The sequence below is a fragment of the Aurantimonas manganoxydans SI85-9A1 genome (genome assembly GCF_000153465.1).
Lineage (GTDB): Bacteria > Pseudomonadota > Alphaproteobacteria > Rhizobiales > Rhizobiaceae > Aurantimonas > Aurantimonas manganoxydans.
The window spans coordinates 1,983,282-2,007,692 of the sequence record NZ_CH672387.1 but is presented as its reverse complement, the minus strand read 5'-3'; the positions used below and the strand labels follow the sequence as shown (position 1 = coordinate 2,007,692).

The following is a 24,411-nucleotide window of genomic DNA, read 5'->3' as shown; positions in this document are numbered from 1 at the left end:
AGGATCGGAATCGGTTCGCGTGCATTGGTCAGATATCGGCGGCCCGTTCTCCCTCCCAAATCTTCCCGCGCCGCTGATTGCAGTAAGGCAGTTGGAAGGGGTCCTCCCCCCTTTCCAACTGCCTTTTCTTTTGCAGCAACGAGACCTGCCGCATCCCTGCGGCCGTCGTGGAGAGTGTACCCATGGCAACGATCGAGCGGGCCCGCGCCATTGCCGGAAGCGCCCATGCCGGACAAGTCGACAAGGCCGGCGCCGATTACATCACCCATCCGCTCCGGGTCTGCGACGCAATCATCGGCGAGGAGGCCAGGATCGTCGCGCTGCTCCACGACGTCGTGGAGGACAGCGACTGGACGCTGCAGGGGCTGCGCGAGGAAGGGTTTTCGGACACGGTCGTCGACGCCGTCGAGGCACTCACCCACCGTGCGGGCGAGGACTATTTCGACGCCGTCCGCCGCGCCCGGGCGAATGATCTGGCGCGCGCCGTCAAGCTGGCGGATCTGGCCGACAACTCCGACCGCACCCGGCTGGGCACGGTGACCGCAGACGACGAACGCCGCCTGATGAGATACGCCGAGGCACGCGCCATCATCCTCGGCGACGCGACCTGATGCCGCGCGCGCTTCCGCCGGCCTGAACCGATCGGCGGAAAGGCACTGCGCCCATTACATCGTCAGGATGGTCGCCCCGGTGGTCTTGCGCGCTTCCAGATCGCGATGCGCCTGGGCCGCCTCGGCGACCGGGTAGGTCTGGCCGATGGTGATCTTCACCGCACCCGATCCCACTACGTCGAACAGCGCCTTCGCCGAGGCGTCGAGTTCATCGCGGCTGGTGTTGTAGCCGAACAGGCTCGGCCGGGTGGCGAAGAGCGAACCCTTCTGGTTCAGGATCCCGATGTCGAACGGCGGGACGTTGCCCGAGGACTGGCCGAAGCTCACCCACAGGCCGCGCGCCTTCAGGCAGTCGAGGCTGCCGGGGAACGTATCCTTGCCGACGGAATCATAGACCACGTCGCATTTGCGGCCGTCGGTAATCTCACGGACCTTCTCGACGAAATCGGCGTCGCGGTAGTTGATGACGTGATCGTAGCCGTTCTGCAGCGCCAGCTCGCACTTCTCCGGCGACCCGGCGGTACCGATCACCGTCGCGCCCAGATGCTTGGCCCACCGGCCGGCGATCAGCCCCACGCCGCCGGCGGCGGCATGGAACAGCAGCACCGTGTCGGGTCCGACCTTGAACGTCCGGCGCAGGAGATATTCCGCCGTCATGCCCTTCAGCATGATCGCCGCGGCGGTGTGGTCGTCGATCGTGTCGGGAATCTTCACGGCCTTGTCCGCCGCGACCACCACCTCTTCGGCATAGCTGCCGGCAACGCCGTTATAGGCGATGCGGTCGCCAACCTTGAACCGGTCCGTGCCGGCCCCGACGGCGGTGACGACGCCGGCGCCTTCCTTGCCGAGAGCGAAGGGCATCTGCGGCGCCTTGTAGACACCGGTCCGGAAATACACGTCGATGAAGTTGACGCCCGCGGCCGTCTGCCGGACCCGGACCTCGCCCTCACCCGGCTGGCCGGGATCGTGCTCTTCCCACTTCATCACGTCCGGTCCGCCCACCTCGTGGACCATGATCGCCTTGCTCATCCCTGTCTCCCTGCTGCGTTCGCTCAGCGGCGCCTGCGATCCTGAATCTGGACGACGCCGCCGATCGCGAACAGATAGAGGCCGCTGAGCACAAGTCCCCAGCGCACCCAGTCCGGACTGTCGAAATTGTTGAAAAGAGCGACCAGACCCAGCACCGACCAGACCGCGAAGATCGACAGATTGACGACGCGCAGCCGTACGACGCGCACCGGATGCAGGAACTGGATGGGCAGGAACGTCGCTACGGTACACAGGACGACGAAGCCGAAGGCGACCGCCTGGCTCGGCTGCACCGCGAAGAAGGTGAAGACCACCATGTTCCACGCGACGGGGAAGCCGCGGAAGTAATTGGCCTTCGTCTTCATGCGCGTGTCGGCGTAGTAGATCGCGCTGGAGATCACGATCAGCGCAGCCGCGACGCCCGACCACGGCTCGCCGATCAGGCCGGACAGATAGAGCCCGACCGCGGGGATCATCACGAAGGTCGCATAGTCGATGACCGCGTCGAGCACGTCGCCGGACCAGTTCGGCAGGATCCGCTTGATCTCGATCTTGCGCGCCATCGGCCCGTCGATGCCGTCGACGAACAGCGCCAGGCCCAGCCAGCCGAACATGGCCACCCAGCGCCCCTCCCCGGCGGCGATCAGCGACATGAACGCCAGGAAGGCGCCGCTGGCGGTCAGGAGATGCACGCCGAAAGCGCGCCACTTGTCGATATTTCTGACTGCGTCTGCCATCAAATGTCCGGATCGATTCGTCGCATGGCGGCGTGCCGCAGCACGCGGCCATTGTCATCCGCTGTAACCGGCGTATGTGCGAATTCCAAGCGAAACGAACGACAACGGCCTCGATCGGCGGTTTTTGGCCGCATCTGGCACCGGATCTGGACCGCAGGCATGGAACGTAGAGAGATAGCCGTCATCGGCGGCGGACTGGCCGGCACCGCGACCGCCCTCGCCTTGGCAAAAGCCGGCTTCGACACGGTGCTGGTCGCGCCGGACGCGCCGGCGGACCGGCGCAGCACGGCGCTGATCGGCCGTTCGGTCGCCTTCCTGTCCGATCTCGGAATCTTCGAGGCGCTCGGCAGCAAGGCCGAGCCGCTCGCGGTAATGCGGCTGATCGACGATACCCGCCGGCTGCTGCGCGCACCGACCGTCGAGTTCCGCGCCAGCGAGATCGGTCTGTCGGCCTTCGGCTACAACGTGCTCAACAGCGACCTCCTGGCCGCGCTGAAGGCGCAGGCGGCGAACGCGCCGCAACTCGAGCGCCGCGACACGGCCGCGCGCAGCTACCGTATCGAGGGCGAGCGCGCCGTCGTCGAACTGGCCGACGGCGGCAGCCTGGCCGTCGATCTCGTCGTCGCCGCCGATGGCCGACGCTCGCCGATGCGCGAAGCCGCCGGCATCGGCCTGCGCAAATGGTCCTACCCGCAAAGCGCCATCGTCCTGAATTTCGGCCATCGGATCGAGCATCGGTCGATTTCGACGGAGTTCCATACCCGCTCCGGCCCGTTCACCCAGGTGCCGCTGCCGGGCCGGCATTCGTCGCTCGTCTGGGTGGAGGAGCCGAAGCTCGCCGAGCTCTATACGGAGCTTGCGCCCGACAAGCTGTCCCGGATGATCGAGGACCGGATGCAGTCGATCCTCGGCGCGGTCACGGTGGAGGAGCCGATCCAGCGCTTTCCGCTCTCCGGCGCCTCGGTGGATCGCTTCACCGGCGACCGGCTGGCCCTGGTCGGGGAAGCCGCCCATGTCTTTCCGCCGATCGGCGCGCAGGGGCTCAATCTCGGGCTGCGCGATTGCGAGGACATCGTGCGCCTCGCCTGCGAGAGCCGCGACGATCCCGGCGCGCGGGTCACGCTTCTGCGCTACGACGCCTCGCGGCGCTCGGACGTGCGCTCGCGCACCATCGGCGTCGATCTTCTCAACCGATCGCTGCTGGCCGATTTCCTGCCCAGCCAGATGGCCCGCTCGGTGGGGCTCGGCGCCATGCGCGCCCTGCCGCTCCTGCGCCAGTTCGCCATGCGCGAGGGTCTCAGCCCCGGCGCCGGCCTGACCGGCATTCCCCGCTCACTGCGGGAACGGATCGGTCGGCACGAGACCTGAGGACAAAAGGAACAGCAGTAGCGTCACCGTCCCCACCGACAGGACGGTGGTCACGAGCACCGTGGCCGAGGCGCGCTCGACCCAGACCCCGTATTGCTGCGCCATGACGAAGACGTTGGTGGCGGTCGGCAGACACGCCAGAAGAATCGCCGTCTGGACCCAGATCGGGTCGAAATCGCCGAAGACGCCGAGGAGCAGCCAGGCGACCACCGGCTGCACCAGGAGCTTCATCGGCACGATCGTGCTCAGTTCCATGGGAACGCGCTTGAGCGGACGCAGCGCCAGTGTCACGCCCATGGCGAACAGCGCGCAGGGCGCGGCGGCATTGGCCAGAAGCTCGAGCAGCCGCTCGATCGGCTCGGGCGGGCGAAACTGCACGATGGCCGCCGCGACGCCGACGATCGTCGCCAGGATGAACGGATGCGTGAAGATCTTCAGGAGCACTTCCCGCGCCACGACGCCGGGTGGCCGGGTGCGGTCACCGCCGACCGCCATCATCAGCGGCGCCATGACGAAATGCAGGATGTTGTCGAAGCAGAAGATCAGCGCCACCGGCACCGCAGCGGCCGGACCGAAGGCCGCCATCGCGATCCCCGGCCCCATATAGCCGATATTGCCATAGGCGCCCGCCAGCCCCTGGATGGTAGCGACCGGAATGTCGGCGCGGGACCGAACCAGTGCCAGGACGAAGCCGACGGCGAAGATGACGAAGGTCGCGAGGGTCGTCGCGGCGATGAAGCCAATGCTGGCCAGTTTCTCGACAGGCGTGCGTGCGAGAAGCTGGAAGAACAGCGCCGGCAGCGCAATGTAGATGACGAAGACGTTCAACCAGGCCAGGCCCTCGAGCGGCCGGTCGACGATTCGTCCCGCCCCGAAGCCGAGGCCGATCAGGACGAAGAATGGCGAGATGAGCCCGATGATTTCGATCACGGTCTCGGCCTGGCAGTGAAACTGGAAAACATGCGGGGACGTTCGTCTCGGCCGGACCTGCGCGCTTGCGCTGCACCGGTCAGATTGGCTATTTCCCGTGCCTTAAGGGAGACTTCACGTCTATGCAAACTGCTCGCTTCTTTATCGGACAGGTCGTCAAGCACCGCGTATTTCCGTTTCGCGGCGTGATCTTCGACGTCGATCCGGAATTCGACAACAGCGACGAGTGGTACGAATCCATTCCCGCCGACGTGCGGCCGCGCAAGGACCAGCCCTTCTACCATCTGTTCGCGGAGAACGCCGAGAGCGAATACATCGCCTATGTCTCGGAGCAGAACCTTCTGCCCGACGAGAGCGGCACCCCGGTGCGGCATCCGCAGATCAGCGAATTGTTCGATGGCCCTGTCGACGGCGCCTATCAGCTCAAGGGCGCCCACCGGAACTGACGCCCGCCGGGCCGTCTGTGCGGACCATCCGCCAGCAGCAGTGCCGATACTGACGCCAAACGCAAGACGGCGGCCCTGGGGCCGCCGTCTGCATGTCTGGCGAAACTCGCGAGAGCCTTACTGGGCGGCGGCGCCGCTCTTGGCCGCGTTCTGCGCTTCCTCGAACTTCTTGCGGCGCTCCTCGGCCTGCTTCTGCAGGGCCTCGTTGAGCTCCTGCTGGCGCTGGGCCAGTTCCGGCTGGGCCTTCGGCGCGCCATCATAGGCATCCGTGAAGCCCGACAGCGTGATCGGAACCGGATTGGCCTGACGCTGGAAGTTGATCGAGGTGACGTTCATCTGCTTGCCGGCCTTCATCGAGGCGACCATCGCATCGGTCAGCTCGGCCTCGGCGATGCAGCGGTCCTGAAAGCAGACCGAATAGTTCAGCGTCTGCGGTGCCTTGTCGTCGACCTTCACCTGCACACCGGCGGGGATCACCCGGCCGGTCGGCACCACGGCCTGGAGAACCTTCTGGTTCACCTTGCCCTTGACGTTGATCAGGTTGACGGCGGTGATCAGCTGCCGGGTGTCGGCGATCAGCGTGTACTGCGTGTTGCAGATCTCGTTCTCGCCCTGGGTCGAGCAGACCTTGAACCATTCGGCGGGCACGGCTTGCGGACGCTGCCCGGCAGCGGGGGCGGCCCCCGAAGGAGCGGCGGTTTGGGCGATCGCGCCGGATACGCCGGCGCCGAGCGTCGCAAATCCGAGCAGCCCGGCGGCGAGCATCCCGGTGGTGGCGTTCATCAGACGGTGCGTCACAGGCCTCAATTCCTTTCGGCATGAATGGTGCGGAAACAAGCGTTCCTTAACGAGGCCCGACCTCTTTCGCAAATACGGCAGTTTGAAGACTCCCGGCCGAATGAGCGGCGCGTCCCGCCGGTAGGCAAGCTGATGCTTTCCCGCTAGAATCGCGGCCCTACAGAACTCCAGGAGTCGATCGAACCGTATGCGGATCATTTCTGCCGCCACAGGCCTCAGCGCGCTTCTCGCCCCGTTCTGCATCGCGGTCGCGCTCGGCGCCGCGTCACCGGCCGTTGCCGAACCGGCCTATGCCATCGCCATGCAGGGTGATCCGGCCTTGCCGGCGGATTTCGAGCATCTGCCCTACGCTAATCCGGACGCGCCGCAGGGCGGGACCATGCGCTACGGCGTCTTCGGCACCTTCGACAATCTGAACCCCGTCATCGTGCGCGGCGCGCTGACCACGGCCCGCGGGCTCTGGTTCGACAAGCAGTTCGGCAATCTCGTCTTCGAACCCTTGATGCAGCGCTCGATGGACGAGCCCTTCACCATGTACGGCCTCCTGGCCGAGACCGTGGAAACCGACGACGCGCGCAGCTTCGTCGAGTTCCAGCTCAATCCGGAAGCGACCTTCTCGGACGGCAAACCCGTGCGCCCGGAAGACGTTCTCTTCACCGTCGAGATGCTGCGCGAGCACGGCCGCCCGATGTACGCCAACTGGCTCCGCCCGGCGGTTGAGATCGAAAAGATCGGCGAGCACGGCGTCCGCTTCACGTTCGACGACACGGCCGACCGCGAAACGCCGATGCTGATCTCGGGCCTGCCGGTTCTGCCCGAACACGCCTTCGACCGCGACACCTTCGAGCAGACGACGCTGGAGCCCGTGATCGGCTCCGGGCCCTACGTGATCGACACGGTCGAGCCGGGCCAGCGCATCGTCTATCGCAAGAACCCCGACTACTGGGGCAAGGACCTGCCGGTGAAGCAGGGCTTCGACAATTACGAGACGATCGCGATCGAGTATTTCCGCGACGCCAACGCCCAGTTCGAGGCCTTCAAGAAGGGCCTTTCCCACGTCTATATCGAGGGCGACCCGAACCACTGGCGCACCGCCTACGACTTCCCGGCGGTGACCCGCGGCGACGTCGTGCTGGAGAGCTTCACCTCCGGCGCGCCCTCCAACATGCTCGGCTTCGTCTTCAACACTCGCCGCGACGTCTTTGCCGATCGCGCGGTCCGCAAGGGCCTGTCGATGCTGTTCGATTTCGAATGGGCCAACCACAACCTTTTCTACGATGCCTATGCGCGCACCGGCAGCTTCTTCCAGAACTCGGAACTGTCGAGCTTCGGCAGGCCCGCCTCCGACGAGGAGCGGACGCTTCTCGGGGACCATGTCGACGCGGTCGATCCGGAGGTCCTGGAGGGCAGCTACGCGCCGATGCAGACCGATGGCAGCGGCAGCGACCGGAAGGCGCTGCAGGCGGCGGTGTCGGCTCTGCGCGATGCCGGCTACCGGTTCGAGGGGCGCTCGCTGATCGGCCCCGACGGCAAGCCCCTCGCCTTCGAGATCCTCGTCCAGTCATCGGAACAGGAACGCATCGCGCTGGCCTACAAGCGGTCTCTCGACCGGGTCGGCATCCGGGCCACCATCCGCCAGGTGGACGACGCCCAGTATCAGGCGCGCAAGAACGCCTATGACTACGACATGATCCTCGCCACCTATTCGGCGTCGCTCTCGCCCGGTGCCGAGCAGGTCTATCGCTGGGGTTCGGTGTCGCGCGATCTTCCCGGCACGTTCAACTATGCCGGCGCCGCCGATCCGGCACTCGACGCCATGATCGGCGAGATCGTCGGGGCGCGCTCGCGCGAGGATTTCGTGACGGCGGTGCGGGCCTACGACCGGCTGCTGATCTCCGGCTATTACGTCCTGCCGCTCTTCCATCTGCCTGAACAATGGCTGGCGCGCTGGAAGTTCATCCAGCATCCCGAGACGACACCGCTCTACGGCTATCAGCTTCCGGCCTTCTGGCGCGATCCGGCCAGCGTCGAATAGCGACCCGGCTGTCCAACGAGGCAGCCGGCCAGAGCGTCAAGCGATCAGCGGGGCCCGGTCTCGGTCACCTTGTTGTCCGTCGCGGCCTCTGCGTTGCCAGCCTCAGCAGCCGGCAAATGATCAGGCCCCTCCGGCAGCGCCGGCGGGGCATCCGGTTCAACCAGCGGATCCGCGGAGGCCGGAGCGGTCGTCGCCGCATCCGCCGGTCGCGTCGGACCGAAGGGCGCCACGACCTGGCTGACCGGCACCGCGAGGTTCATCGGCAGCAACCGGCCGACCTTGGCCGACAGCCCCATCATCGTCTTCGACAGGAACCGGCCGATCCGCCCCTCCGGCGTGCAGACGAGTGTCTCCAGGCTGCCGTCGCCGGCCCGTTCGCCGGCACAGGCGACCGCATCCGCCAGCCGCACGTCCTTCGGCTCGAGCCCGATGAACTCCAGCACGGCACCGTTGCTGCCCGGCTGGCAACCCATCTCGAAATCCAGCCGCACCTCGGTCGGCGTCGAGGCGAACCGGGTCACGGTGTGGCGGCTCTGGTTCCAGCGCAGATTGGTGTCGATGGGGATGAAGCTGGGAATCGGGAATCCGACCAGCGCCGAGACGACCCTCAGATCGAATGTCAGCGACGTACAGATGCCGGCCTCGTTGAGCCGGCCCTCGATGGTCCGCAGCGTCACCGCATCGGCGTCGACCATCTGAGCCCGCACCGGCACGGCCCCGGAGACGGCGGCCACCATGACGGCGGATGCCAGAAGGCGGACCGGCCGCAGCCGAGGCGATGAAGCTAAACAGTGAGACATGGCCCGCTTGAAGGACAGTCTCGCGGCAAAATTGTGAGTGGGCTCCCCAGCGGCTGCAGCGCCGCCGGAGTTGTGCAAAGCCGCATGACGACCGCCCTCAGGCGGCCTTCTTCTGCCCCTCTTCGGCAAAGCGCGCGAGCTGGGTGGCGATGGTCGCCGCCCCGTTCAGCCGCTTCTCCGGTGTCGGCCAGTCGCGGATCAGCACCACCGACTGGTCGGCGCGGATCTTGGCCGAGGCGCCCTGCTCCGAAATATAGCGCACCAGCGCGCCCGGATTGGGGAAGCTCTTGTCGCGGAAGGTGACCACCAGACCCTTCGGCCCGGAATCGAGCTTCTCGATATTCGCCTTGCGGCACAGCGACTTGATGAAGACCACCTTCAACAGATGCTCCACTTCGGTCGGCATCGGCCCGAAGCGGTCGATCATCTCGGCGCCGAAGGCGTCGATCTCGCGGGCGTCCGAAAGATCGGCGATGCGCCGGTACAGCGTCATGCGAAGCTGCAGGTCCGGGACGTAGCTCTCCGGGATCATCACCGACGTGCCCAGTGCGATCTGCGGCGACCACTGGCCGTCACCGGCGCTCTCCTCGCCCTTCATCTCGGCCACCGCCTCTTCCAGCATCTGCTGGTAGAGCTCGAAGCCGACTTCCTTGACATGGCCGGACTGCTCGTCGCCGAGAATGTTGCCGGCGCCGCGCTGGTCGAGATCGTGGGACGCGAGCTGGAAACCAGCCCCGAGCGTGTCGAGCGACTGCAGCACCTTCAGGCGACGGTCGGCGCCCTTGGTCGGCGTCTTGTTCGCCGGGATCGTCAGAAGCGCATAGGCGCGGACCTTGGACCGGCCGACGCGGCCGCGCAGCTGGTAGAGCTGCGACAGGCCGAACATGTCGGCGCGGTGGACGATCATCGTGTTGGCCGACGGGATGTCGAGGCCCGATTCGACGATCGTCGTCGACAGCAGCACGTCGTACTGGCCCTCGTAGAAGGCGTTCATGATGTCGTCGAGCTCGGTCGCCGCCATCTGGCCGTGCGCCACGGCCACCTTCAGTTCCGGCACCTCGGCGTCGAGGAAAGCCTTCACGTCGGCAAGGTCGGACACCCGCGGGCAGACATAGAAGCTCTGGCCGCCGCGATAGCGCTCGCGCAGCAGGGTCTCGCGCACGACCAGCGGGTCGAAGGGCGACACGAAGGTGCGCACCGCCATCCGGTCGACCGGCGCCGTGGTGATCAGCGACAATTCCCGCACGCCGGTCAGCGCCAGCTGCAGGGTGCGCGGGATCGGCGTCGCCGACAGGGTCAGGACGTGGACGTCCGACTTCAGCTCCTTCAGCCGCTCCTTGTGCTTGACGCCGAAATGCTGCTCCTCGTCGATGATCAGCAGGCCGAGATTCTTGAAGTCCACCGCCTTGCCGAGCAGCGCATGGGTGCCGACGACGATGTCGACCGTTCCATCCGCAATGCCCTTCTTGGTCTGGGTCAGCTCCTTGGACGCAACGAGGCGCGAAGCCTGTGCCACGTTCAGCGGCAGGCCGCGGAAGCGCTCGGAGAAGGTCTTGTAGTGCTGGCGCGCCAGCAGCGTCGTCGGCACCACCACGGCCACCTGCAGGCCGTTCATCGCGCCGATGAAGGCCGAGCGCAGCGCCACCTCGGTCTTGCCGAAGCCGACGTCGCCGCAGATCAGCCGGTCCATCGGACGACCGGCGGCCAGATCGTCGGCCACCGCATCGATGGCGTTCAGCTGGTCCTCGGTCTCCTCATAGGGGAAGCGGGCGGCGAACTCGTCCCATAAGCCCTCGGGCGGCAGCAGCCGCGGCGCGCCGCGCATCTGGCGGGCTGCCGCGATGCGGATCAGGCCGTCGGCCATTTCCAGAAGCTGCTTCTTCAGCTTGGCCTTGCGGGCCTGCCAGGCGCCGCCGCCCAGCTTGTCCAGCATCGCCTCGGAGCCTTCGCCGCCATAGCGCGACAGAAGCTCGATATTCTCGACCGGCAGGAACAGGCGGTCGTCGCCCTGGTAGCGCAGCTCCAGGCAATCATGCGGCGCGCCGGCCGCCTCGATCGTCTTCAGGCCGACGAAGCGGCCGATGCCGTGGTCGACATGGACGACGATGTCGCCCTCGTCGAGGCCCGAGGCCTCGGCGATGAAATTGGCGGCGCGCTTCTTGCGGCCACGGCGCACCAAGCGGTCACCGAGAATGTCCTGCTCGCCGACAATGGCGAGATCGGGCGTCTCGAAGCCGGCCTCGACGCCCAGCACCGCCGTCATGACGAGGTTCTTCGGCGCCTCGTTGACCTTCTTCAGGCTGTCGGCAGCCTTGATGTTCTCCAGCCCGTGCTCTTCGACGACCTGGGTCAGACGCTCGCGCGACCCTTCGGTCCAGGCCGCGAGCACGACCCGCTTGCCGCCGGCGCGCAGCCGTCCGATGTGGTCGACCGCCGCCTGGAAGACGTTGACGTCGCCGCTGGCGCGCTCGGCCGCGAAGCTGCGGCCGCGGGTGATGTCGATGTTGAACACGGCGTGGTTGGCCGCGTCGCTCGCCGCATAGGCCGACAGGCGGATCGGGTCGGTGCTGGCGATGCCGCCCGCCAGTTCGTCCTGCGACAGATAGAGATCGTCCGGCTCGACCGGATTGTAGGGTACGGCTTCGGCGCTCGACTCGCCGGCACCGCGCTTGCGGGCGTCGTAATGGTCCTCAATCGTCGTGCGGCGCTCGGCCACCGATTCCAGCGTCAGATGGTCGAGAACCATCGGGAACCCGGCGCAATAGTCGAACAGCGTGTCGAGTTTCTCGTAGAACAGCGGCAGCCAGTGCTCCATGCCGGAGAAGCGCTTGCCCTCGCTGATCGAGGAGTACAACGCATCCGAACGCAGCGGCGCGCCGAAGCGCTTGACGTAATTGCCGCGGAACCGGCTGATCGTCTCCTCGCGCAGCGTGACCTCGGAGACCGGCGCCAGCTCGAAGCTCTTGAGCTGCCGGATGGTGCGCTGGCTGGCCGGATCGAAGGCGCGGATCGTCTCCAGCGTGTCGCCGAAGAAGTCGAGCCGCACCGGCTCGTCCTCGCCGGGCGCGAACAGGTCGAGGATACCGCCGCGCACGGCAAATTCGCCGCGTTCGCGCACGGTCGCCACCCGCTCGAAGCCGCCCCGTTGCAGGGCGCGGACGATGTCCTCCATGGCGATGCGATGGCCCGCCTTGGCGGCAATCATCTCCTCGGCCAGCACGTCTGCCGGCGGCATCTTCTGCAGCAGCGCGTTGGCCGTCGTCAGGATCAACGCCCGGTGCGGCGCCAGGCGCAGCGCATTGATCGCCGTCATCGCCGACAGGCGCCGCGCCGCGGCATCGCCCGACGGGCCGACGCGGTCATAGGGCAGGCAGTCCCAGGCCGGCAGGGTCAGGACCGGCAGATCGGGCGCGACGAAGCGCAGCGCGTCTTCCAGCGCGGCGACGCGGTTGCCGTCGCGCATGACGAAGACGACCGGCGTCTTGCCGCCGCGCAGACGCACGATGTCGGCGAGCAGGAACGCCTCGTAGCCGTCGATGACGTTGCCGATCTCGACACCGGCGCCCTTCTCGATCGCCTTCTTCAGCGACGGAGGCAGGCTCATGGCTGATGCTCCCAGCCCGTGCCGTAGAAGTCGCGGATGCGGCGGAAGACCGGCGTGTCGTGATTCGGCGGCGTCGGCGCCTCGCCGGTCAGCCACTGGAACAGGTCGCGATCCGGCGCTTCCATCAACTGCTCGTATTCGGTGAGCTCGTCATCGGTGAGCTTGTCGATCTCGGCATCCGCGAACCGGCCGAGCACCAGGTCCATCTCGCGGATGCCCCGATGCCACGAGCGGAACAACGCCTTGCGGCGGCGGACATCGAGATCGCTCGAGGAGCGCTGCATACCAGTCATGGCAAACCCGTTTTCTGAATTCGGCCTCTATATAGGGAGCGTTCGGGCCTGTCAGCCTTGCCATCGGCATCCATGCAGCTAAACCTGCCGCCCGATGCGCCCTTCGATCCTCGATCCGCTGTTCGCCGCCGTCACCACGCTCGAGGGCGTGGGACCGAAAGTCGCGGCCCAATTGCAGACCCTGCTCGTCGCCAATGGCGCCGAGGTGCGGGTGCGCGATCTCCTGTTCCACCTGCCGAGCGGACTGATCGACCGGCGCAAGCGCGCCGAGATCGCCACCGCCCCGGAGGGCGGCATCGTCACCCTGACGGTCCGCATCGACCGCCACCAGGCTCCGGGCCGCGGGCAGAAATCTGTGCCCTACCGCGTCTTTGCCCAGGACGAGACCGGCGAGATCGCCCTCACCTATTTCCGCGGCCAGTCGGCGTGGCTGGAAAAGCTGCTGCCGGTCGGCGAGACGATGATCGTCTCCGGCCGGGTCGAGTGGTTCAACGGCCGCCCGTCGATGGTCCACCCCGACTTCGTCGCGACCCTCGAGGAAGCCGAGACCCTGTCGCTGGTCGAGCCGGTCTATCCGATGACCGCCGGGCTCTCGCCCAAGCTGCTGCGCAAGGCGATCGCCGAGACGTTGGAGAAACTGCCGGCGCTCGACGAATGGATCGACCCGGCGGTCGTCGCCCGCGAGGCCTATCCGGGTATCGGCAGCGCGCTCCGCCGCCTGCACGATCCGGAGGACGAAACCGACATCGCCCACGCGGGACCGGCCTGGTCGCGCCTTGCCTATGACGAATATCTCGCCAGCCAGCTTGCCCTCGCCTTGTCGCGCCAGCGCATGAAGAAGGCCCGCGGTCGGCCGCTCGTCGGGACGGGGCGGATGGCTGGTCTCCTTCGCGCGGCCCTGCCCTTCACGCTCACGGAGGGACAGGAAGCGGCGATCGCCGAAATCCATACCGACATGGCCGCGCCGGACCGCATGCTGCGGCTCCTGCAGGGCGACGTGGGCTCCGGCAAGACCGTCGTCGCGCTGATGGCGATGGCCGCGGCGGCCGAAGCCGGCGCCCAGTCGGCCCTGCTCGCACCGACCGAGATCCTTGCCCGCCAGCATCACGACGGCCTGTCGAAACTCTGCGAGGCGGCCGGGCTGTCGATCGTGCTCCTGACCGGCCGCGACACCGGCCGGGCCCGTGCCGCCAAGCTTGCGGCCATCGCCGCCGGCGAGGTGCAAATCGTCGTCGGCACGCACGCGCTCTTCCAGGAGGGCGTCGACTATGCCGATCTCGGTCTCGTGGTCGTCGACGAACAGCACCGCTTCGGCGTCCATCAGCGCCTCAGCCTCACCGCCAAGGGACGCGGCGCAGACCTTCTGGTGATGACCGCGACGCCGATCCCGCGCACCCTCGTCCTCGCCGCCTTCGGCGACATGGACGTGTCGCGGCTGAGCGGCAAGCCGGCGGGGCGCAAGCCGATCACCACCGTCGCCGTGCCGATGGAGCGCCTGTCCGACATCGTCGGTCGGGCCGGCAGCGCCATGGATGCCGGTGAGCGGCTCTACTGGGTGTGTCCGCTCGTGGAAGAATCGGAAAAGAGCGACCTGATGGCGGCGGAGGAGCGCTTCCGCCAACTGCAGGCGCATTTTGGCGACCGGATCGGGCTCGTCCATGGCCGCATGAGCGGCGAGGAGAAGGACGCCGCCATGGCCGACTTCAAGGCCGGGCGCACGCAACTCGTCGTCGCCACTACGGTCATCGAGGTCGGGGTGGATGTGCCGGACGCCACCATCATCGTCATCGAGCATGCCGAGCGTTTCGGCCTGTCCCAGCTCCATCAGCTGCGCGGCCGCGTCGGGCGCGGATCGAAGGCCTCGTCCTGCGTGCTCCTCTACCGGGCCCCGCTCGGCGAGACCGCCAGCGCCCGCATCAAGGTCATGCGCGAGACCGAGGACGGCTTCCGCATCGCCGAGGAGGATCTGAAGCTGCGCGGCGAAGGCGACCTGCTCGGCACCCAGCAGTCCGGCATGCCGTATTTCCGCATCGCCTCGATGGAACACCATGCCCGGCTGATGGAGGTTGCCCGCGACGATGCGCGGATGATCCTCACCCGCGACCCGGAGCTCACCTCGCCGCGCGGCGAGGCACTGCGGGCGCTGCTCTATCTGTTCGGCAAGGACGAGGCGATCCGGCTGCTGCGTTCCGGCTGAGGGCCGAGGCGATCCGCGTCCGCGTCAGTCGACCGGTTCGGCTTGGCGATCGGCCGGGGCCGGCTCGGCCCGCACCAGCCGCGACGCCTCGGCCACCGTCATCGGCTTGCCGCGCACCGCGCCGCCCTCTTCGGGCGACACGAGGCCCGCAGACACAACCAGCTTCAGCGCCGCCTCGATGCTCATGTTGAGAATGCGGACGTCGGCCCTCGGCACGTAGAGCAGGAAGCCCGAGGTCGGATTGGGTGTCGGCGGCAGGAAGATCGCCAGCATCTCCTCGCCCTGGTCCGACAGGACCGTCTTGATCTCGCCGGTCGCCGTGGTCGCCACGAAGACGATCGCCCACATGCCCTTGCGCGGATATTCGACCAGCCCGGCCGTCTTGAAGGACGAGGACCGGTCGGCCAACACCGTCTCGAAAATCTGCTTCAGGGCGGTGTAGACCGTGCGCACCAGCGGCATTCGGCCGAGCAGATGCTCGCTCCAGTTCACCAGAGTCCGGCCGATGATGTTGGCGGTCAGGAAGCCGATCGCGGTGATCAGGAACAACGCCACCAGAAGCCCGAAGCCAGGAATGGCGAAAGGCAGATAGGCGTCCGGCGTGTATTGCGTCGGGATGTAGGGTTTCACCCAGCCATCGACCCAGCCCATGAAGGACCAGGTGATCCAGGCGGTGATCGCAAGCGGCGCGCAGACGATGAAGCCGGTCAGGAAATAGGTTCGAAGCCGCGTCATGGCCGTTGTCTGCTCCAGCGCCGCTGCGGCGCACCATCAAAGGCCTGCGCCTCGCTCAATCGAGACTCACTTGCCCCCATGGCGAATGCAAGGCAACTCTTTTCGCAGCTGCGAAGGGTGCCGAACCGTCACTCCACGGTCACCGACTTCGCCAGGTTGCGCGGCTGGTCGACATCCGTGCCCATCTGGATCGCCGTGTGATAGGCGAGCAGCTGCAGCGGGATGGCGTAGACGATCGGCGTCAGGATCTCCGGCATGTCCGGCAGGACGATCATCTGCGCGCCCTCCACCGCACCGCTCGCCGCGCCCGAGGCATCGGTGATCAGGATGATCTCGCCGCCGCGGGCCGCTACTTCCTGCACGTTCGAGATGGTCTTCTCGAAGCTGCGGTCGTGCGGCGCCACGACGACCACGGGCATCGTCTCGTCGATCAGCGCGATCGGCCCGTGCTTCAGTTCACCCGCCGCATAACCTTCCGCATGGATGTAGCTGATTTCCTTGAGCTTCAACGCGCCTTCCAGCGCGAGCGGATAGGAGAAGCCGCGGCCGAGGAACAGCGCATGCGACTTGGTCGCCATGTCCCGCGCCAGCCGCTCGATCACCTCTTCCAGACGGATCGCCTCGTTGGCGAGCCGCGGCGCCTCGGTCAGCGTGCGGGTCAGCTCCAGTTCGCGCTCCGGGGTGATCACGCCGCGATCGACACCGGCTCGAATGGCCAGCGCGGCCAGTGCCATAAGCTGGCATGTGAAGGCTTTGGTCGAAGCCACGCCGATCTCCGGCCCGGCCAGCGTCGGCAGCACGAAGTCCGACTCCCGCGCGATGGTCGATTCCTGAACGTTGACGATCGCTGCGGTCTTTAGCCCCTGCGACTTGGCGTAGCGCAGCGAGGCCAGCGTGTCGGCGGTCTCGCCGGACTGTGAGACGAACAGGGCCAGATCGACATCGCCCAGCGGACTTTCCCGGTAGCGGAACTCGGACGCCACATCGAGATCGCAGGGAATGCCGGCGAAGCGCTCGAAATAATAGCGCCCGACCAGCGCCGCATAGAAGCCCGTACCACAGGCCGACAGCGCGATGCGGCGGATTTTCGAGAAGTCGAGATCCTGGCCGTCGGGGATCCGTGTGCGCCCGCTCGACATGTCCACGAAGGCGCCGAGCGTGTGCGACAGCACCTCCGGCTGCTCGTAGATCTCCTTCTGCATGAAGTGCCGGTGGTTGCCCTTGTCGACATAGAAGGCCTTGCCGACCGACTTGCGGATCGGCCGCGTCACCGGGCGCCCGTCCTCGTCGAAGATCGAGACGCTGTCATGGGTCAGGACGGCGAAGTCGCCCTCTTCCAGATAGCGGATATCGTCGGTGAAGGGCGACAGCGCGATGGCGTCGGAGCCGAGATACATCTCGCCCTTGCCTTCGCCGATCGCCAGCGGGCTGCCGCGCCGGGCGCAGATCAGCAGGTCCTCGTTGCCGTTGAACAGGAAGCCCAGCGAGAAGGCGCCTTCCAGACGCTGGAGCACGGTGTGGACGGCGTCCTTGGGCGACTGGCCGCGCTCCAGCTCGCGCGTCACCAGATGGGCCACCGTCTCCGTGTCGGTCTGGCTTTCGAAGACGATGCCCTCGGCTTCCAGCTCGGTGCGCAGCTCGCGGTAGTTCTCGATGATGCCGTTGTGGACGATCGCCAGCCGCGGCGTCGCATGCGGATGGGCATTGGCCTCTGTCGCCGCGCCATGGGTCGCCCAGCGGGTGTGGCCGATGCCGATCGTGCCCTTCAGCGGATGGTCGGCGAGCCGTGCGGCGAGGTTGACCAGCTTGCCCTCTGCGCGCAGGCGCGTCAGCGTCCCGTCTTCCAGCGTGGCGACGCCGGCTGAATCATAGCCGCGATATTCGAGCCGCTTCAGCGCGTCGACGAGGCGGTCGGCCACCTGTTCGCGGCTGATGATGCCGATGATTCCGCACATGGACTGATTCCCGGATTGGCTGGATGAGGCAGTGGATATGAGTGCCCGGACGGACGGGCGACGCAGCGCAACCTAGACGAAATGCGGCGCTGCGGTGATTCACGAATGGTATCGCGAGATTACGGCGCGGTCAGGCCTTGCCGGCGGCCTTTGCCGCCTTGGCCGCCCTGTTGCGCTCGGCGATCTCGCGGCCGCGGCCGGGCTTGGTCACCTGACGTTCGCGGGCGATGGCCAGGGCCCCGTCCGGCACGTCGTCGGTCACGACGCTGCCGGTGCCCACATAGGCGCCCTCGCCGATGCGAACCGGTGCGACCAGCGCGGAGTTCGACCCGATGAACGAGCCCGCCCCGATCTCGGTCCGGTGCTTCAGCGCGCCGTCGTAATTGCAGGTGATGGTGCCGGCGCCGATATTGGCCGCGGCGCCGACGCTGGTGTCGCCGATATAGCTGAGATGGTTGACCTTGGCTCCCACGCCGATCTCGGCATTCTTGACCTCGCAGAAATTGCCGACCTTGGCGCCTTGCGCCAGATCCGCACCTGGCCGCAGCCGCGCGAAGGGCCCGACCGAGGCGCTCGGGCCGACGTGACACCCCTCCAGATGGCTGAAGGCATGGATGGTGGCGCCGGCCTCGACCCGGACACCCGGACCGAAGACCACCTGCGGCTCGACGAAGACGTCGGGTTCCAGCTCCGTGTCATGGCTGAAGAAGACGCTTCCCGGATCCTGGAGGGTGACGCCGGAGAGCATCACCTGCCGCCGCCACGCGCCCTGCCACAGGGCTTCGACCTGCGCCAGCTCCTCGCGGGTGTTGACGCCGAGCACCTCACTGGCGTCGGCCTCGATGGCGCGAACGCGGCAGCCTGCCGCGCGGGCGATCGCGACGAGATCGGTCAGGTAATATTCGCCCTTGGCATTGGCGTTGCCTATCGCGTCGAGCATGGCCAGCGCATTGTCACCGCGAAACGCCATGACGCCGGCATTGCAGAAGCCGACCCGCCGCTCCTCGGCGTCGGCGTCCTTTTCCTCGCGAATGGCGACGAGTTCGCCCTCCGCCTCGATCAGCCTTCCATAGCCGGTGGGGTCCAAAGGACGAAAGCCGACGACGCAGACATCGGCGCCTTCGGCGAGGGTCTCGCGGGCCCGGGCCAGCGTGTCCGCGCCGATCAGCGGCGTGTCGCCGAAGAGGACGAGGATGTCGTCGAAACCCTGCGCCAATGCCTCGCGCGCCGCCAGCACGGCATGGCCGGTGCCCAGCCGCTCGGTCTGCTCATGGGCGGCGACACTGGCAATCTCGCGCCGGGCAGCATCGGCGACGCTCGTCCCGTCCCGTCCGACGACCAGCGCGACGTCGTCGGAACCGGCCGCCCGGGCGGCGCGCACCACATGACGGATCATCTCCAGTCCCGCCACCTTGTGCAGGACCTTGGATTTCGACGACCGCATCCGTGTGCCTTCACCGGCGGCCAGAATGATCGACAGGCAGCGTCTCGCCATCTTGCACTCGCGTTTTTCGCGTGAATCTCGCAGCACGCCTTAGCACGGGGACCGGCGCGCGTTCAGGGGGAACGTCGCGGCAAGGTAAAGCGCCGGGCGAGCAGACCCACCGTCGATGCATCGCCACGCAACGTTGGCGGTTCGGCGCGGGGCCGCTAGCCGATGGTCTGCAGCGCCGGGAAGGTTTCCAGCAGCCAGAACGACATGGTCTGCATGCCGCCGGTCAGGAACAGGAGGCCGGTGACCACGAGCAGGCCGCCCATCGCCTTCTCCACGGTCGCCAGATGGGCCCGGAATCCGTGCATCCAGCGGAAGAAGGCACCGGAAAAGGCGGCGGCCAGAATGAACGGGATGCCGAGGCCGGCCGAATAGAAGCCCAGCATCAGGGCGCCCTCGCCCACCGTGCTCTTCGCGCCCGCCAGTCCGAGGATCGCACCGAGCACCGGACCGATGCAGGGCGTCCAGCCGAAGGCGAAGGCGAGCCCCATCAGATAGGCGCCGAGAACGCTGCGCGGCTTGTCGGGTGCGCTGATCCGCGCCTCGCGTGACAGGAAGGACAGGCGGAAGACGCCGAGGAAGTTCAGGCCCATGACGATGATCGCCACGCCGGCGACCATGCCGAGCCAGTCGAGATTCTGCCGCAGCAGCTGGCCGATCGTGCTGGCGCCGGCGCCGAGCATGATGAAGACGGTCGAGAAGCCGAGGACGAAGGTGACCGAGGTCGCGATCAGCCGGCCGTAGCTGGTGGTTTCCATCTGCCGACCGGCGCGCAGTTCGTCGGCCGAGACGCCGGCCATGTAGCACAGATAGGGCGGCACCAGCGGCAGGACGCAGGGCGACAGAAAGGACAGCGCGCCGGCAAAGACCGCGGTCGGATAGGAAAGTTCGGCGAACAAGGGACCTGCCTTCGTTGCGGGATACGTTCGGCGACGGCGACCCACGCGACCGGAGGCTCGGCGCGAAGGCTGCAACAGTGTGGCGTCGCCTTGTCCCTGGGGGCGGACGACAACGCCGCCGCCTTCTAGGCGTCCCGCCCGCCTGCGGCAAATCGCAAAACCGTCAGTGGCGGGTCAGAAAGACGGTTGACCGTAACCGGGCGCCTTTCTATGGTCCGCGCGCTGCTCCCGGGACGTCATCGCCCCGGGGGTCGGAGCGCGTAGCTCAGTTGGTAGAGCAACGGACTTTTAATCTGTAGGTCCAGGGTTCGAGTCCCTGCGCGCTCACCACAATTCCTCGCACTGTAATTACTGATGCAGCGGACGCAGATTTCGCGCGCCGGTTTCATCAGTTTTCCTAAGCCGAAACTTGTTTCCGCTGGTCGGCGATACACGAGTACGGCGGGCTTTCCCTGTCGTGACAACCCCTGATTGACTCTCGGATAGCTCCGCCACAGTGTCGCCTTGTTCAGAATCGGAGATACATGTGAAGCGAGTTTTATCTATTGTCTGCGTGGGGTTAGCCGTCACAGGCTGCGCAAAGCGGCCCGATGCGATTCTACCTGTCGACGTGCCGATGGCTGCATACGGCAACCTGAATTGCGAGGCTCTCTTGCAAGAGCATCTCCGTGAGCAAAGCGCTCTCGCAACCATCTCACAGCAGCAGAATCAAGCCGCTACCGGCGATGCGGTTGGTGTGTTTATGCTCGGGGTTCCCGTTTCGAGTACGTTCGGCGGCGACAAGGAAGGTCAGGTCGCTGTGAGCAAGGGCAAGGTCAACGCGATCGACGCAAATCTGCGCGCCAAGAATTGTCGCGCTTCAGCCGCAGGTCCGGCGAGTTAGGCATAGAGAGGTTGGCGCCGCCCCAAAGCGGCACCGATCATACCCTTACAGGTAGGGGGCTTCTGCAAGCACCGCTTACCAGTAAAATTCGTCACTCGCCTCGTTCGGAACCGGCAATCGACCGAGTTCTTTCGCGACCGGCCCAAGTGCCGGTCGCATGCCGGGGCGAACAGGCGTAATCGGTACGGTCGAAGGTGATCACCACCGAGGGAACGACCATGTCCGCCAGCAAGCTCTTCATCGTGCAGCAATTCGTCAAGCAGGGCCGCCGCCTCGGCAATGGCCAGACGATGCAGTTCAAGACCGCCGAGGAAGCCCGTCAGCGGGCCGATCGCGACGGAACGCGTCTTGGCCATGTCGTCGGCGTCGTGGCGGTCGAGCAGACCGTGGACGTGGAGACCGGCGAGGTCCTGGAAGAGCCGGTCGTGCTGACCCGCCACGGCGAGGTGCCGGCCGAAGTCGCCGGCGAGTAGCGCCGACAGGTTTCGCGATATTCCGCCGGGCGCTGCAGCGGCCGGGTCTCCGTTGCGCGCGCGGCTCGGTGCCAGCCTCGTTCACGTTTTCCATTGGAGCCGAAGCCTCGGCCCGCACGTTGCTGCAAGAGAACCGGGGCGGCCTGTTCGACGGAGCCGTCGGCAGCACGCGGCCCGACATCGTTCGCCAACAGGGAGCCGACATGGACAATCGCGACAAGAGCCCACGCGAGCGCAGCCGCAACCACGCCGCGATCGGGTGGCTGGCCGTGATCGTCACTTTGGCGGCGATCGGCGCCTTCGTTCTGGCCGAAGGCAGCGGCGATCCGTCGGATGGGTTGCAGCCCGGGGCCGCGGCACCCGCCCCGACCGAACCGGCACAGTGACCAGAGCCGCCGGGCGCGCGAAACGTTCGTCCCGTCTCAATCCACCCAGACGGATGGGAACAACAGGATCAGCACCGTCACCAGTTCCAGCCGGCCCAGCAGCATGTTGATGGAGAGAATCCACATTGCCGGATCGGGCAGACTGCCGAAATTGCCGGCCGGCCCGATGATCTGGCCGAAGGCCGGGCCGACATTGGCGACGGTGGCCAGCGACCCGGTGAAGGCGGTGGTCAGGTCCAGCCCGCACATCGACAGGGCCACCGTGCCGGTGAGCAGCGTGCCGAAAAACAGGAAGAAGAAGATCGTCACCGTCTGCAGGACGTCGGTCGAGATCACCTGATTGCCGTAGCGCAGCCGCTGCACCGCATGCGGGCGCACCAGCCGGTGCAGGCTGGCTCGCACCAGGAGATAGAGGATCACCAGCCGATTGGCCTTCACGCCGCCCGAGGTCGACCCGGCGCAGCCGCCGATGAACATCGCCGTGAAGAAGATGCCGATCGCCGCGTTCGACCAGAGCGTATAATCCTCCGACGCATAGCCGGTGGTTGTGATCACCGAGACCAGGTTGAAGGTGGACGAGATCAGCGCCTCGCCGAACGGCGTGTCGTTGATCGTCCGCCGGCTCGCCGCCAACGTCAGGCTGAGCACCGCGCAGATGACCAGGAACACCGGGATCTGCGGATCGCGCCAGCGTTGGAACCGGCGCGGCAGGAAGGCGCGGATATAGATGACGAAGGGCAGCGCGCCGAGAATCATGAAGATCGTCGCGGCGATCAGGATGGCGTCGCTCTCGAAATAGCCCATCGAGGCGTCGTGGGTGGAGAAGCCACCGGTCGCCACGGTCGTCATGGCATGGTTGATGGCGTCGAAGGCGCCCATGCCGAGCATCACATAGGTCGCCATGCAGGCGATGGTCAGCGCCACATAGGCGCCGAGCAGTCCGGCGGCGAGCTGGTTCACCCGCGGCAGGACCTTGTCCGAACGGTCGGAGTTTTCCATCTGGAACAGCGACAGGCCGCCGGCGCCCAGCGACGGCAGGATCAGGATCGCCATGCCGATGATGCCGATGCCGCCCATCCACTGCATCAGCGAGCGCCACATCAACAGCCCGCGCGGCAGGACGTCGAGACCGGAAATCGCCGTGCCGCCTGTGGTGGTGAGGCCCGACATCGCCTCGAAGAAGGCGCCGGCATAGGACAGCTCCAGCGACGAGAAATACAGCGGCAGCGACGCGACCGTCGGCGCGAAGACCCAAATCGTCGTGACCAGCAGGAAGCCGTATCGCTGGCTCAGCCGGGCCTGACTTTTCCTCCGCGTCGCCGTCGCCACGAGGGTGCAGAACGCCCCGATCAGGAAGGCCGAGCCGATGAACACCTGCCAGTCGTCGTTTTCGTCGCCGAGATCAACGAGAGCCGGCACCAGCATGGCGGCCGCCACAGCCAGCCCGAAGATCGCCGCGACATGGAAAATGGACTGAAGAATGCCGGCTCCCCCAAGCAGCGTGTGGCATCCGATCCGGCTGCCGAGCGATAGGATTGTCTAGCCAAGCCTGCGTGGATGAGCAATCTGCCCTGTGCCCGCTAGCCCGCCCCCCACCGGCCTGGGCCCGTTCACGGCGGCGCCCCCTTGCTTTGGCGGCTGCAAAGGCCGACACCGGGCATATTCCCAAGAAGGACGAATTCCATGGCGTTGCCACGCATGACCCCCGAGAGCCGCGCGCTGCTCGTTCAGCTCAAGCGCGAGCCGGTCGATCTCCCCGCGACGGGCCTCATTCCCGACCTCAAGCAGCTCGGCTTCATCGAGCACCGCGATTCCAAATGGCGCCCGACCCGCACGGGCAAGGATTATCTGAAGACCCAGCGCTGAGGTCTTCCGGCGGGCGCCGACGCCCGCCGGCCCGGGTCCACGCCGCGCTGCGGGACCTCCGGGATCTGCGTTGCAGGGCGCGCTCCTTGTCTTGATGCGCGTCTGCGCTCAATTACGAGAGATGACCCTCGCACCCCAAAGCCCAGAGCATCTGCACATTCTCGACCGGATCCAGACCGGCGCGGATGCGCTGAACCGTGCCCTCGAAGACGCCGCAGCCGCAGGATTGCGGATAGACCTGCGCCTCATCGATGCGCCGACCCGGGTCGTGGCGGCGCTGGCCACCCATGAGGAAGGCCGCCGCCCCTGCGACCTCAACTCGGCCAATGACGGCTGAGAGGTCGTCCGACGCCACGCAGTCGACCGGCCTCACGGTAAGTTGCGTGGCGGCCGTTTCCCCCTTGCGGCGTTCGCGCCGATCCTTTCGGTCAAACGAAAGGAGTGCAGGATGCGACGACGCATGATGTCTGCCGCAGCGGCGGCATTGGTCTGGACCACAGCACTTGCCGCGCCGGCAGTGGCCAGCGATGCCGACGACATCCGCGCGACGATCGGCGCCCAGCTCGATGCCTTCCGCGCCGGCGATGGCGCCGAAGCCTATTCCCACGCAGCCCCGAACGTCCGGGCGCTCTTCCCCTCGCCGCAATCCTTCATGGCGATGGTGAAGCAGGGCTACGACCCGGTCTATCGGTCGCAAAGCGCCGTCTTCGGCGCGTTGAAGCCGGAGGGCGCCAGCTTCCGCCAGGAGGTGAACCTCACCGATTCGCGCGGGCGAAGCTGGGTGGCGAGCTATACGCTGGAGCGCCAGGCGGACGGCACGATGAAGATCACCGGCTGCACGATCCGCAAGGGCGACGATCTGGCCGTCTGACAT

At 66.7% G+C, this 24,411-nt stretch carries 23 protein-coding genes and 1 tRNA gene; 12 read left to right on the top strand and 12 right to left on the bottom strand.

The features are described from left to right. Positions 1-182 precede the first annotated feature (182 nt). Positions 183-611, top strand: a complete 429-nt coding sequence (locus SI859A1_RS09455) for an HD domain-containing protein (RefSeq protein WP_040325631.1) — start codon at positions 183-185, stop codon at positions 609-611. Positions 612-665: 54 nt separating this feature from the next. On the opposite strand, the gene SI859A1_RS09450 is transcribed toward SI859A1_RS09455, so the two are convergent. Both SI859A1_RS09450 and pcsA read right to left on the bottom strand, forming a co-directional pair. Next, positions 666-1,640 carry a quinone oxidoreductase family protein gene (locus tag SI859A1_RS09450; protein WP_009209562.1) on the bottom strand — a complete coding sequence of 325 codons (975 nt, stop codon included), beginning with the start codon at positions 1,638-1,640 and terminating at the stop codon, positions 666-668. 23 nt (positions 1,641-1,663) lie between these two features. Further along, the gene (gene pcsA, locus SI859A1_RS09445; protein ID WP_009209561.1) at positions 1,664-2,377 is read right to left on the bottom strand and encodes a phosphatidylcholine synthase; all 714 of its coding nucleotides are present in this window, start codon (positions 2,375-2,377) and stop codon (positions 1,664-1,666) included. A 159-nt stretch (positions 2,378-2,536) separates the two neighbouring features. On the opposite strand from pcsA, the gene SI859A1_RS09440 reads away from it, so the two are divergent. After that, a complete protein-coding gene (locus tag SI859A1_RS09440) occupies positions 2,537-3,745 on the top strand; it encodes a UbiH/UbiF family hydroxylase (RefSeq protein ID WP_040325630.1) in 1,209 nt (402 codons plus the stop codon). On the opposite strand, the gene SI859A1_RS09435 is transcribed toward SI859A1_RS09440, so the two are convergent. Next, positions 3,710-4,675 carry an AEC family transporter gene (locus SI859A1_RS09435; RefSeq protein WP_009209559.1) on the bottom strand — a complete coding sequence of 322 codons (966 nt, stop codon included), beginning with the start codon at positions 4,673-4,675 and terminating at the stop codon, positions 3,710-3,712. The two genes, SI859A1_RS09440 and SI859A1_RS09435, sit on opposite strands and share 36 nt — an antisense overlap. A 122-nt stretch (positions 4,676-4,797) precedes the next feature. Between SI859A1_RS09435 and hspQ the strand changes: the two genes are divergently transcribed. Beyond that, entirely contained in the window at positions 4,798-5,121 is a 324-nt protein-coding gene (gene hspQ / locus SI859A1_RS09430) for a heat shock protein HspQ (protein ID WP_009209558.1), read from the top strand. A gap of 117 nt (positions 5,122-5,238) precedes the next feature. On the opposite strand, the gene SI859A1_RS09425 is transcribed toward hspQ, so the two are convergent. Then, complete coding sequence (locus tag SI859A1_RS09425) at positions 5,239-5,919, bottom strand: invasion associated locus B family protein (RefSeq protein ID WP_228240552.1); 681 nt, start codon at positions 5,917-5,919, stop codon at positions 5,239-5,241. Between the two features lie 187 nt (positions 5,920-6,106). Between SI859A1_RS09425 and SI859A1_RS09420 the strand changes: the two genes are divergently transcribed. Beyond that, entirely contained in the window at positions 6,107-7,954 is a 1,848-nt protein-coding gene (locus tag SI859A1_RS09420) for an extracellular solute-binding protein (RefSeq protein WP_050767497.1), read from the top strand. A 44-nt stretch (positions 7,955-7,998) separates the two neighbouring features. Here SI859A1_RS09420 and SI859A1_RS09415 read toward each other — a convergent pair whose 3' ends face one another. The 3 genes from SI859A1_RS09415 to SI859A1_RS09405 form a co-directional block, all read right to left on the bottom strand. Then, positions 7,999-8,691, bottom strand: a complete 693-nt coding sequence (locus SI859A1_RS09415) for a hypothetical protein (protein WP_040325629.1) — start codon at positions 8,689-8,691, stop codon at positions 7,999-8,001. 160 nt (positions 8,692-8,851) lie between these two features. After that, the gene (mfd, locus tag SI859A1_RS09410; RefSeq protein ID WP_050767496.1) at positions 8,852-12,358 is read right to left on the bottom strand and encodes a transcription-repair coupling factor; all 3,507 of its coding nucleotides are present in this window, start codon (positions 12,356-12,358) and stop codon (positions 8,852-8,854) included. Then, positions 12,355-12,651, bottom strand: coding sequence for an FAD assembly factor SdhE (locus tag SI859A1_RS09405; RefSeq protein ID WP_040325628.1), 297 nt, complete (start codon positions 12,649-12,651; stop codon positions 12,355-12,357). The genes mfd and SI859A1_RS09405 overlap by 4 nt, the downstream gene beginning before the upstream one ends. 94 nt (positions 12,652-12,745) lie before the next feature. On the opposite strand from SI859A1_RS09405, the gene recG reads away from it, so the two are divergent. Then, positions 12,746-14,848, top strand: a complete 2,103-nt coding sequence (gene recG / locus SI859A1_RS09400; RefSeq protein ID WP_009209553.1) for an ATP-dependent DNA helicase RecG — start codon at positions 12,746-12,748, stop codon at positions 14,846-14,848. A 24-nt stretch (positions 14,849-14,872) separates the two neighbouring features. Here the strand turns inward: recG and SI859A1_RS09395 are convergent, their stop codons facing one another. From SI859A1_RS09395 to SI859A1_RS09380, 4 genes are all read right to left on the bottom strand, one after another. Next, positions 14,873-15,583, bottom strand: a complete 711-nt coding sequence (locus SI859A1_RS09395; RefSeq protein ID WP_009209552.1) for a DUF502 domain-containing protein — start codon at positions 15,581-15,583, stop codon at positions 14,873-14,875. Positions 15,584-15,711: 128 nt separating this feature from the next. After that, complete coding sequence (gene glmS / locus SI859A1_RS09390) at positions 15,712-17,538, bottom strand: glutamine--fructose-6-phosphate transaminase (isomerizing) (protein ID WP_009209551.1); 1,827 nt, start codon at positions 17,536-17,538, stop codon at positions 15,712-15,714. A gap of 130 nt (positions 17,539-17,668) precedes the next feature. Next, on the bottom strand, positions 17,669-19,033 hold the full coding sequence (glmU, locus tag SI859A1_RS09385) for a bifunctional UDP-N-acetylglucosamine diphosphorylase/glucosamine-1-phosphate N-acetyltransferase GlmU (RefSeq protein ID WP_009209550.1): 1,365 nt from the start codon (positions 19,031-19,033) through the stop codon (positions 17,669-17,671). A 155-nt stretch (positions 19,034-19,188) separates the two neighbouring features. Beyond that, the gene (locus SI859A1_RS09380) at positions 19,189-19,929 is read right to left on the bottom strand and encodes a cytochrome c biogenesis CcdA family protein (RefSeq protein ID WP_009209549.1); all 741 of its coding nucleotides are present in this window, start codon (positions 19,927-19,929) and stop codon (positions 19,189-19,191) included. Between the two features lie 254 nt (positions 19,930-20,183). Between SI859A1_RS09380 and SI859A1_RS09375 the strand changes: the two genes are divergently transcribed. From SI859A1_RS09375 to SI859A1_RS09365, 4 genes are all read left to right on the top strand, one after another. Further along, a tRNA-Lys gene (locus tag SI859A1_RS09375) sits at positions 20,184-20,259 on the top strand. Positions 20,260-20,455: 196 nt separating this feature from the next. After that, on the top strand, positions 20,456-20,812 hold the full coding sequence (locus SI859A1_RS20880) for a hypothetical protein (protein ID WP_081451360.1): 357 nt from the start codon (positions 20,456-20,458) through the stop codon (positions 20,810-20,812). 218 nt (positions 20,813-21,030) lie between these two features. Continuing rightward, on the top strand, positions 21,031-21,285 hold the full coding sequence (locus SI859A1_RS09370; protein WP_060576900.1) for a hypothetical protein: 255 nt from the start codon (positions 21,031-21,033) through the stop codon (positions 21,283-21,285). A 203-nt stretch (positions 21,286-21,488) separates the two neighbouring features. Then, positions 21,489-21,671: a hypothetical protein gene (locus tag SI859A1_RS09365; RefSeq protein ID WP_148233792.1), complete on the top strand. Its 183-nt coding sequence runs from the start codon at positions 21,489-21,491 to the stop codon at positions 21,669-21,671. 36 nt (positions 21,672-21,707) lie between these two features. Here the strand turns inward: SI859A1_RS09365 and SI859A1_RS09360 are convergent, their stop codons facing one another. After that, entirely contained in the window at positions 21,708-23,108 is a 1,401-nt protein-coding gene (locus SI859A1_RS09360; protein ID WP_009209546.1) for a TrkH family potassium uptake protein, read from the bottom strand. Positions 23,109-23,354: 246 nt separating this feature from the next. Between SI859A1_RS09360 and SI859A1_RS21435 the strand changes: the two genes are divergently transcribed. The 3 genes from SI859A1_RS21435 to SI859A1_RS09355 all read left to right on the top strand — a co-directional run bounded on the left by SI859A1_RS21435 (position 23,355) and on the right by SI859A1_RS09355 (position 24,408). Further along, positions 23,355-23,537, top strand: coding sequence for a hypothetical protein (locus SI859A1_RS21435; RefSeq protein ID WP_148233791.1), 183 nt, complete (start codon positions 23,355-23,357; stop codon positions 23,535-23,537). 121 nt (positions 23,538-23,658) lie between these two features. Then, positions 23,659-23,874 carry a hypothetical protein gene (locus SI859A1_RS21430; RefSeq protein ID WP_148233790.1) on the top strand — a complete coding sequence of 72 codons (216 nt, stop codon included), beginning with the start codon at positions 23,659-23,661 and terminating at the stop codon, positions 23,872-23,874. Between the two features lie 111 nt (positions 23,875-23,985). After that, complete coding sequence (locus tag SI859A1_RS09355; RefSeq protein WP_148233789.1) at positions 23,986-24,408, top strand: DUF4864 domain-containing protein; 423 nt, start codon at positions 23,986-23,988, stop codon at positions 24,406-24,408. Positions 24,409-24,411: the final 3 nt, after the last annotated feature.

What these genes read in the sequence shown, in the direction of transcription:
- glmU (WP_009209550.1), bottom strand. Translation starts at nt 19,033, where the DNA reads ATGGCGAGACGCTGCCTGTCGATCATTCTGGCCGCCGGTGAAGGCACA.
- recG (WP_009209553.1), top strand. Translation starts at nt 12,746, where the DNA reads ATGCGCCCTTCGATCCTCGATCCGCTGTTCGCCGCCGTCACCACGCTC.
- hspQ (WP_009209558.1), top strand. Translation starts at nt 4,798, where the DNA reads ATGCAAACTGCTCGCTTCTTTATCGGACAGGTCGTCAAGCACCGCGTA.
- SI859A1_RS09370 (WP_060576900.1), top strand. Translation starts at nt 21,031, where the DNA reads ATGTCCGCCAGCAAGCTCTTCATCGTGCAGCAATTCGTCAAGCAGGGC.
- SI859A1_RS09415 (WP_040325629.1), bottom strand. Translation starts at nt 8,691, where the DNA reads ATGGTGGCCGCCGTCTCCGGGGCCGTGCCGGTGCGGGCTCAGATGGTC.
- SI859A1_RS09420 (WP_050767497.1), top strand. Translation starts at nt 6,107, where the DNA reads ATGCGGATCATTTCTGCCGCCACAGGCCTCAGCGCGCTTCTCGCCCCG.
- SI859A1_RS09455 (WP_040325631.1), top strand. Translation starts at nt 183, where the DNA reads ATGGCAACGATCGAGCGGGCCCGCGCCATTGCCGGAAGCGCCCATGCC.
- SI859A1_RS09355 (WP_148233789.1), top strand. Translation starts at nt 23,986, where the DNA reads ATGCGACGACGCATGATGTCTGCCGCAGCGGCGGCATTGGTCTGGACC.
- SI859A1_RS21435 (WP_148233791.1), top strand. Translation starts at nt 23,355, where the DNA reads ATGGCGTTGCCACGCATGACCCCCGAGAGCCGCGCGCTGCTCGTTCAG.
- SI859A1_RS09395 (WP_009209552.1), bottom strand. Translation starts at nt 15,583, where the DNA reads ATGACGCGGCTTCGAACCTATTTCCTGACCGGCTTCATCGTCTGCGCG.
- SI859A1_RS09405 (WP_040325628.1), bottom strand. Translation starts at nt 12,651, where the DNA reads ATGACTGGTATGCAGCGCTCCTCGAGCGATCTCGATGTCCGCCGCCGC.
- pcsA (WP_009209561.1), bottom strand. Translation starts at nt 2,377, where the DNA reads ATGGCAGACGCAGTCAGAAATATCGACAAGTGGCGCGCTTTCGGCGTG.
- mfd (WP_050767496.1), bottom strand. Translation starts at nt 12,358, where the DNA reads ATGAGCCTGCCTCCGTCGCTGAAGAAGGCGATCGAGAAGGGCGCCGGT.
- glmS (WP_009209551.1), bottom strand. Translation starts at nt 17,538, where the DNA reads ATGTGCGGAATCATCGGCATCATCAGCCGCGAACAGGTGGCCGACCGC.
- SI859A1_RS09440 (WP_040325630.1), top strand. Translation starts at nt 2,537, where the DNA reads ATGGAACGTAGAGAGATAGCCGTCATCGGCGGCGGACTGGCCGGCACC.
- SI859A1_RS21430 (WP_148233790.1), top strand. Translation starts at nt 23,659, where the DNA reads ATGACCCTCGCACCCCAAAGCCCAGAGCATCTGCACATTCTCGACCGG.
- SI859A1_RS09365 (WP_148233792.1), top strand. Translation starts at nt 21,489, where the DNA reads ATGGACAATCGCGACAAGAGCCCACGCGAGCGCAGCCGCAACCACGCC.
- SI859A1_RS09450 (WP_009209562.1), bottom strand. Translation starts at nt 1,640, where the DNA reads ATGAGCAAGGCGATCATGGTCCACGAGGTGGGCGGACCGGACGTGATG.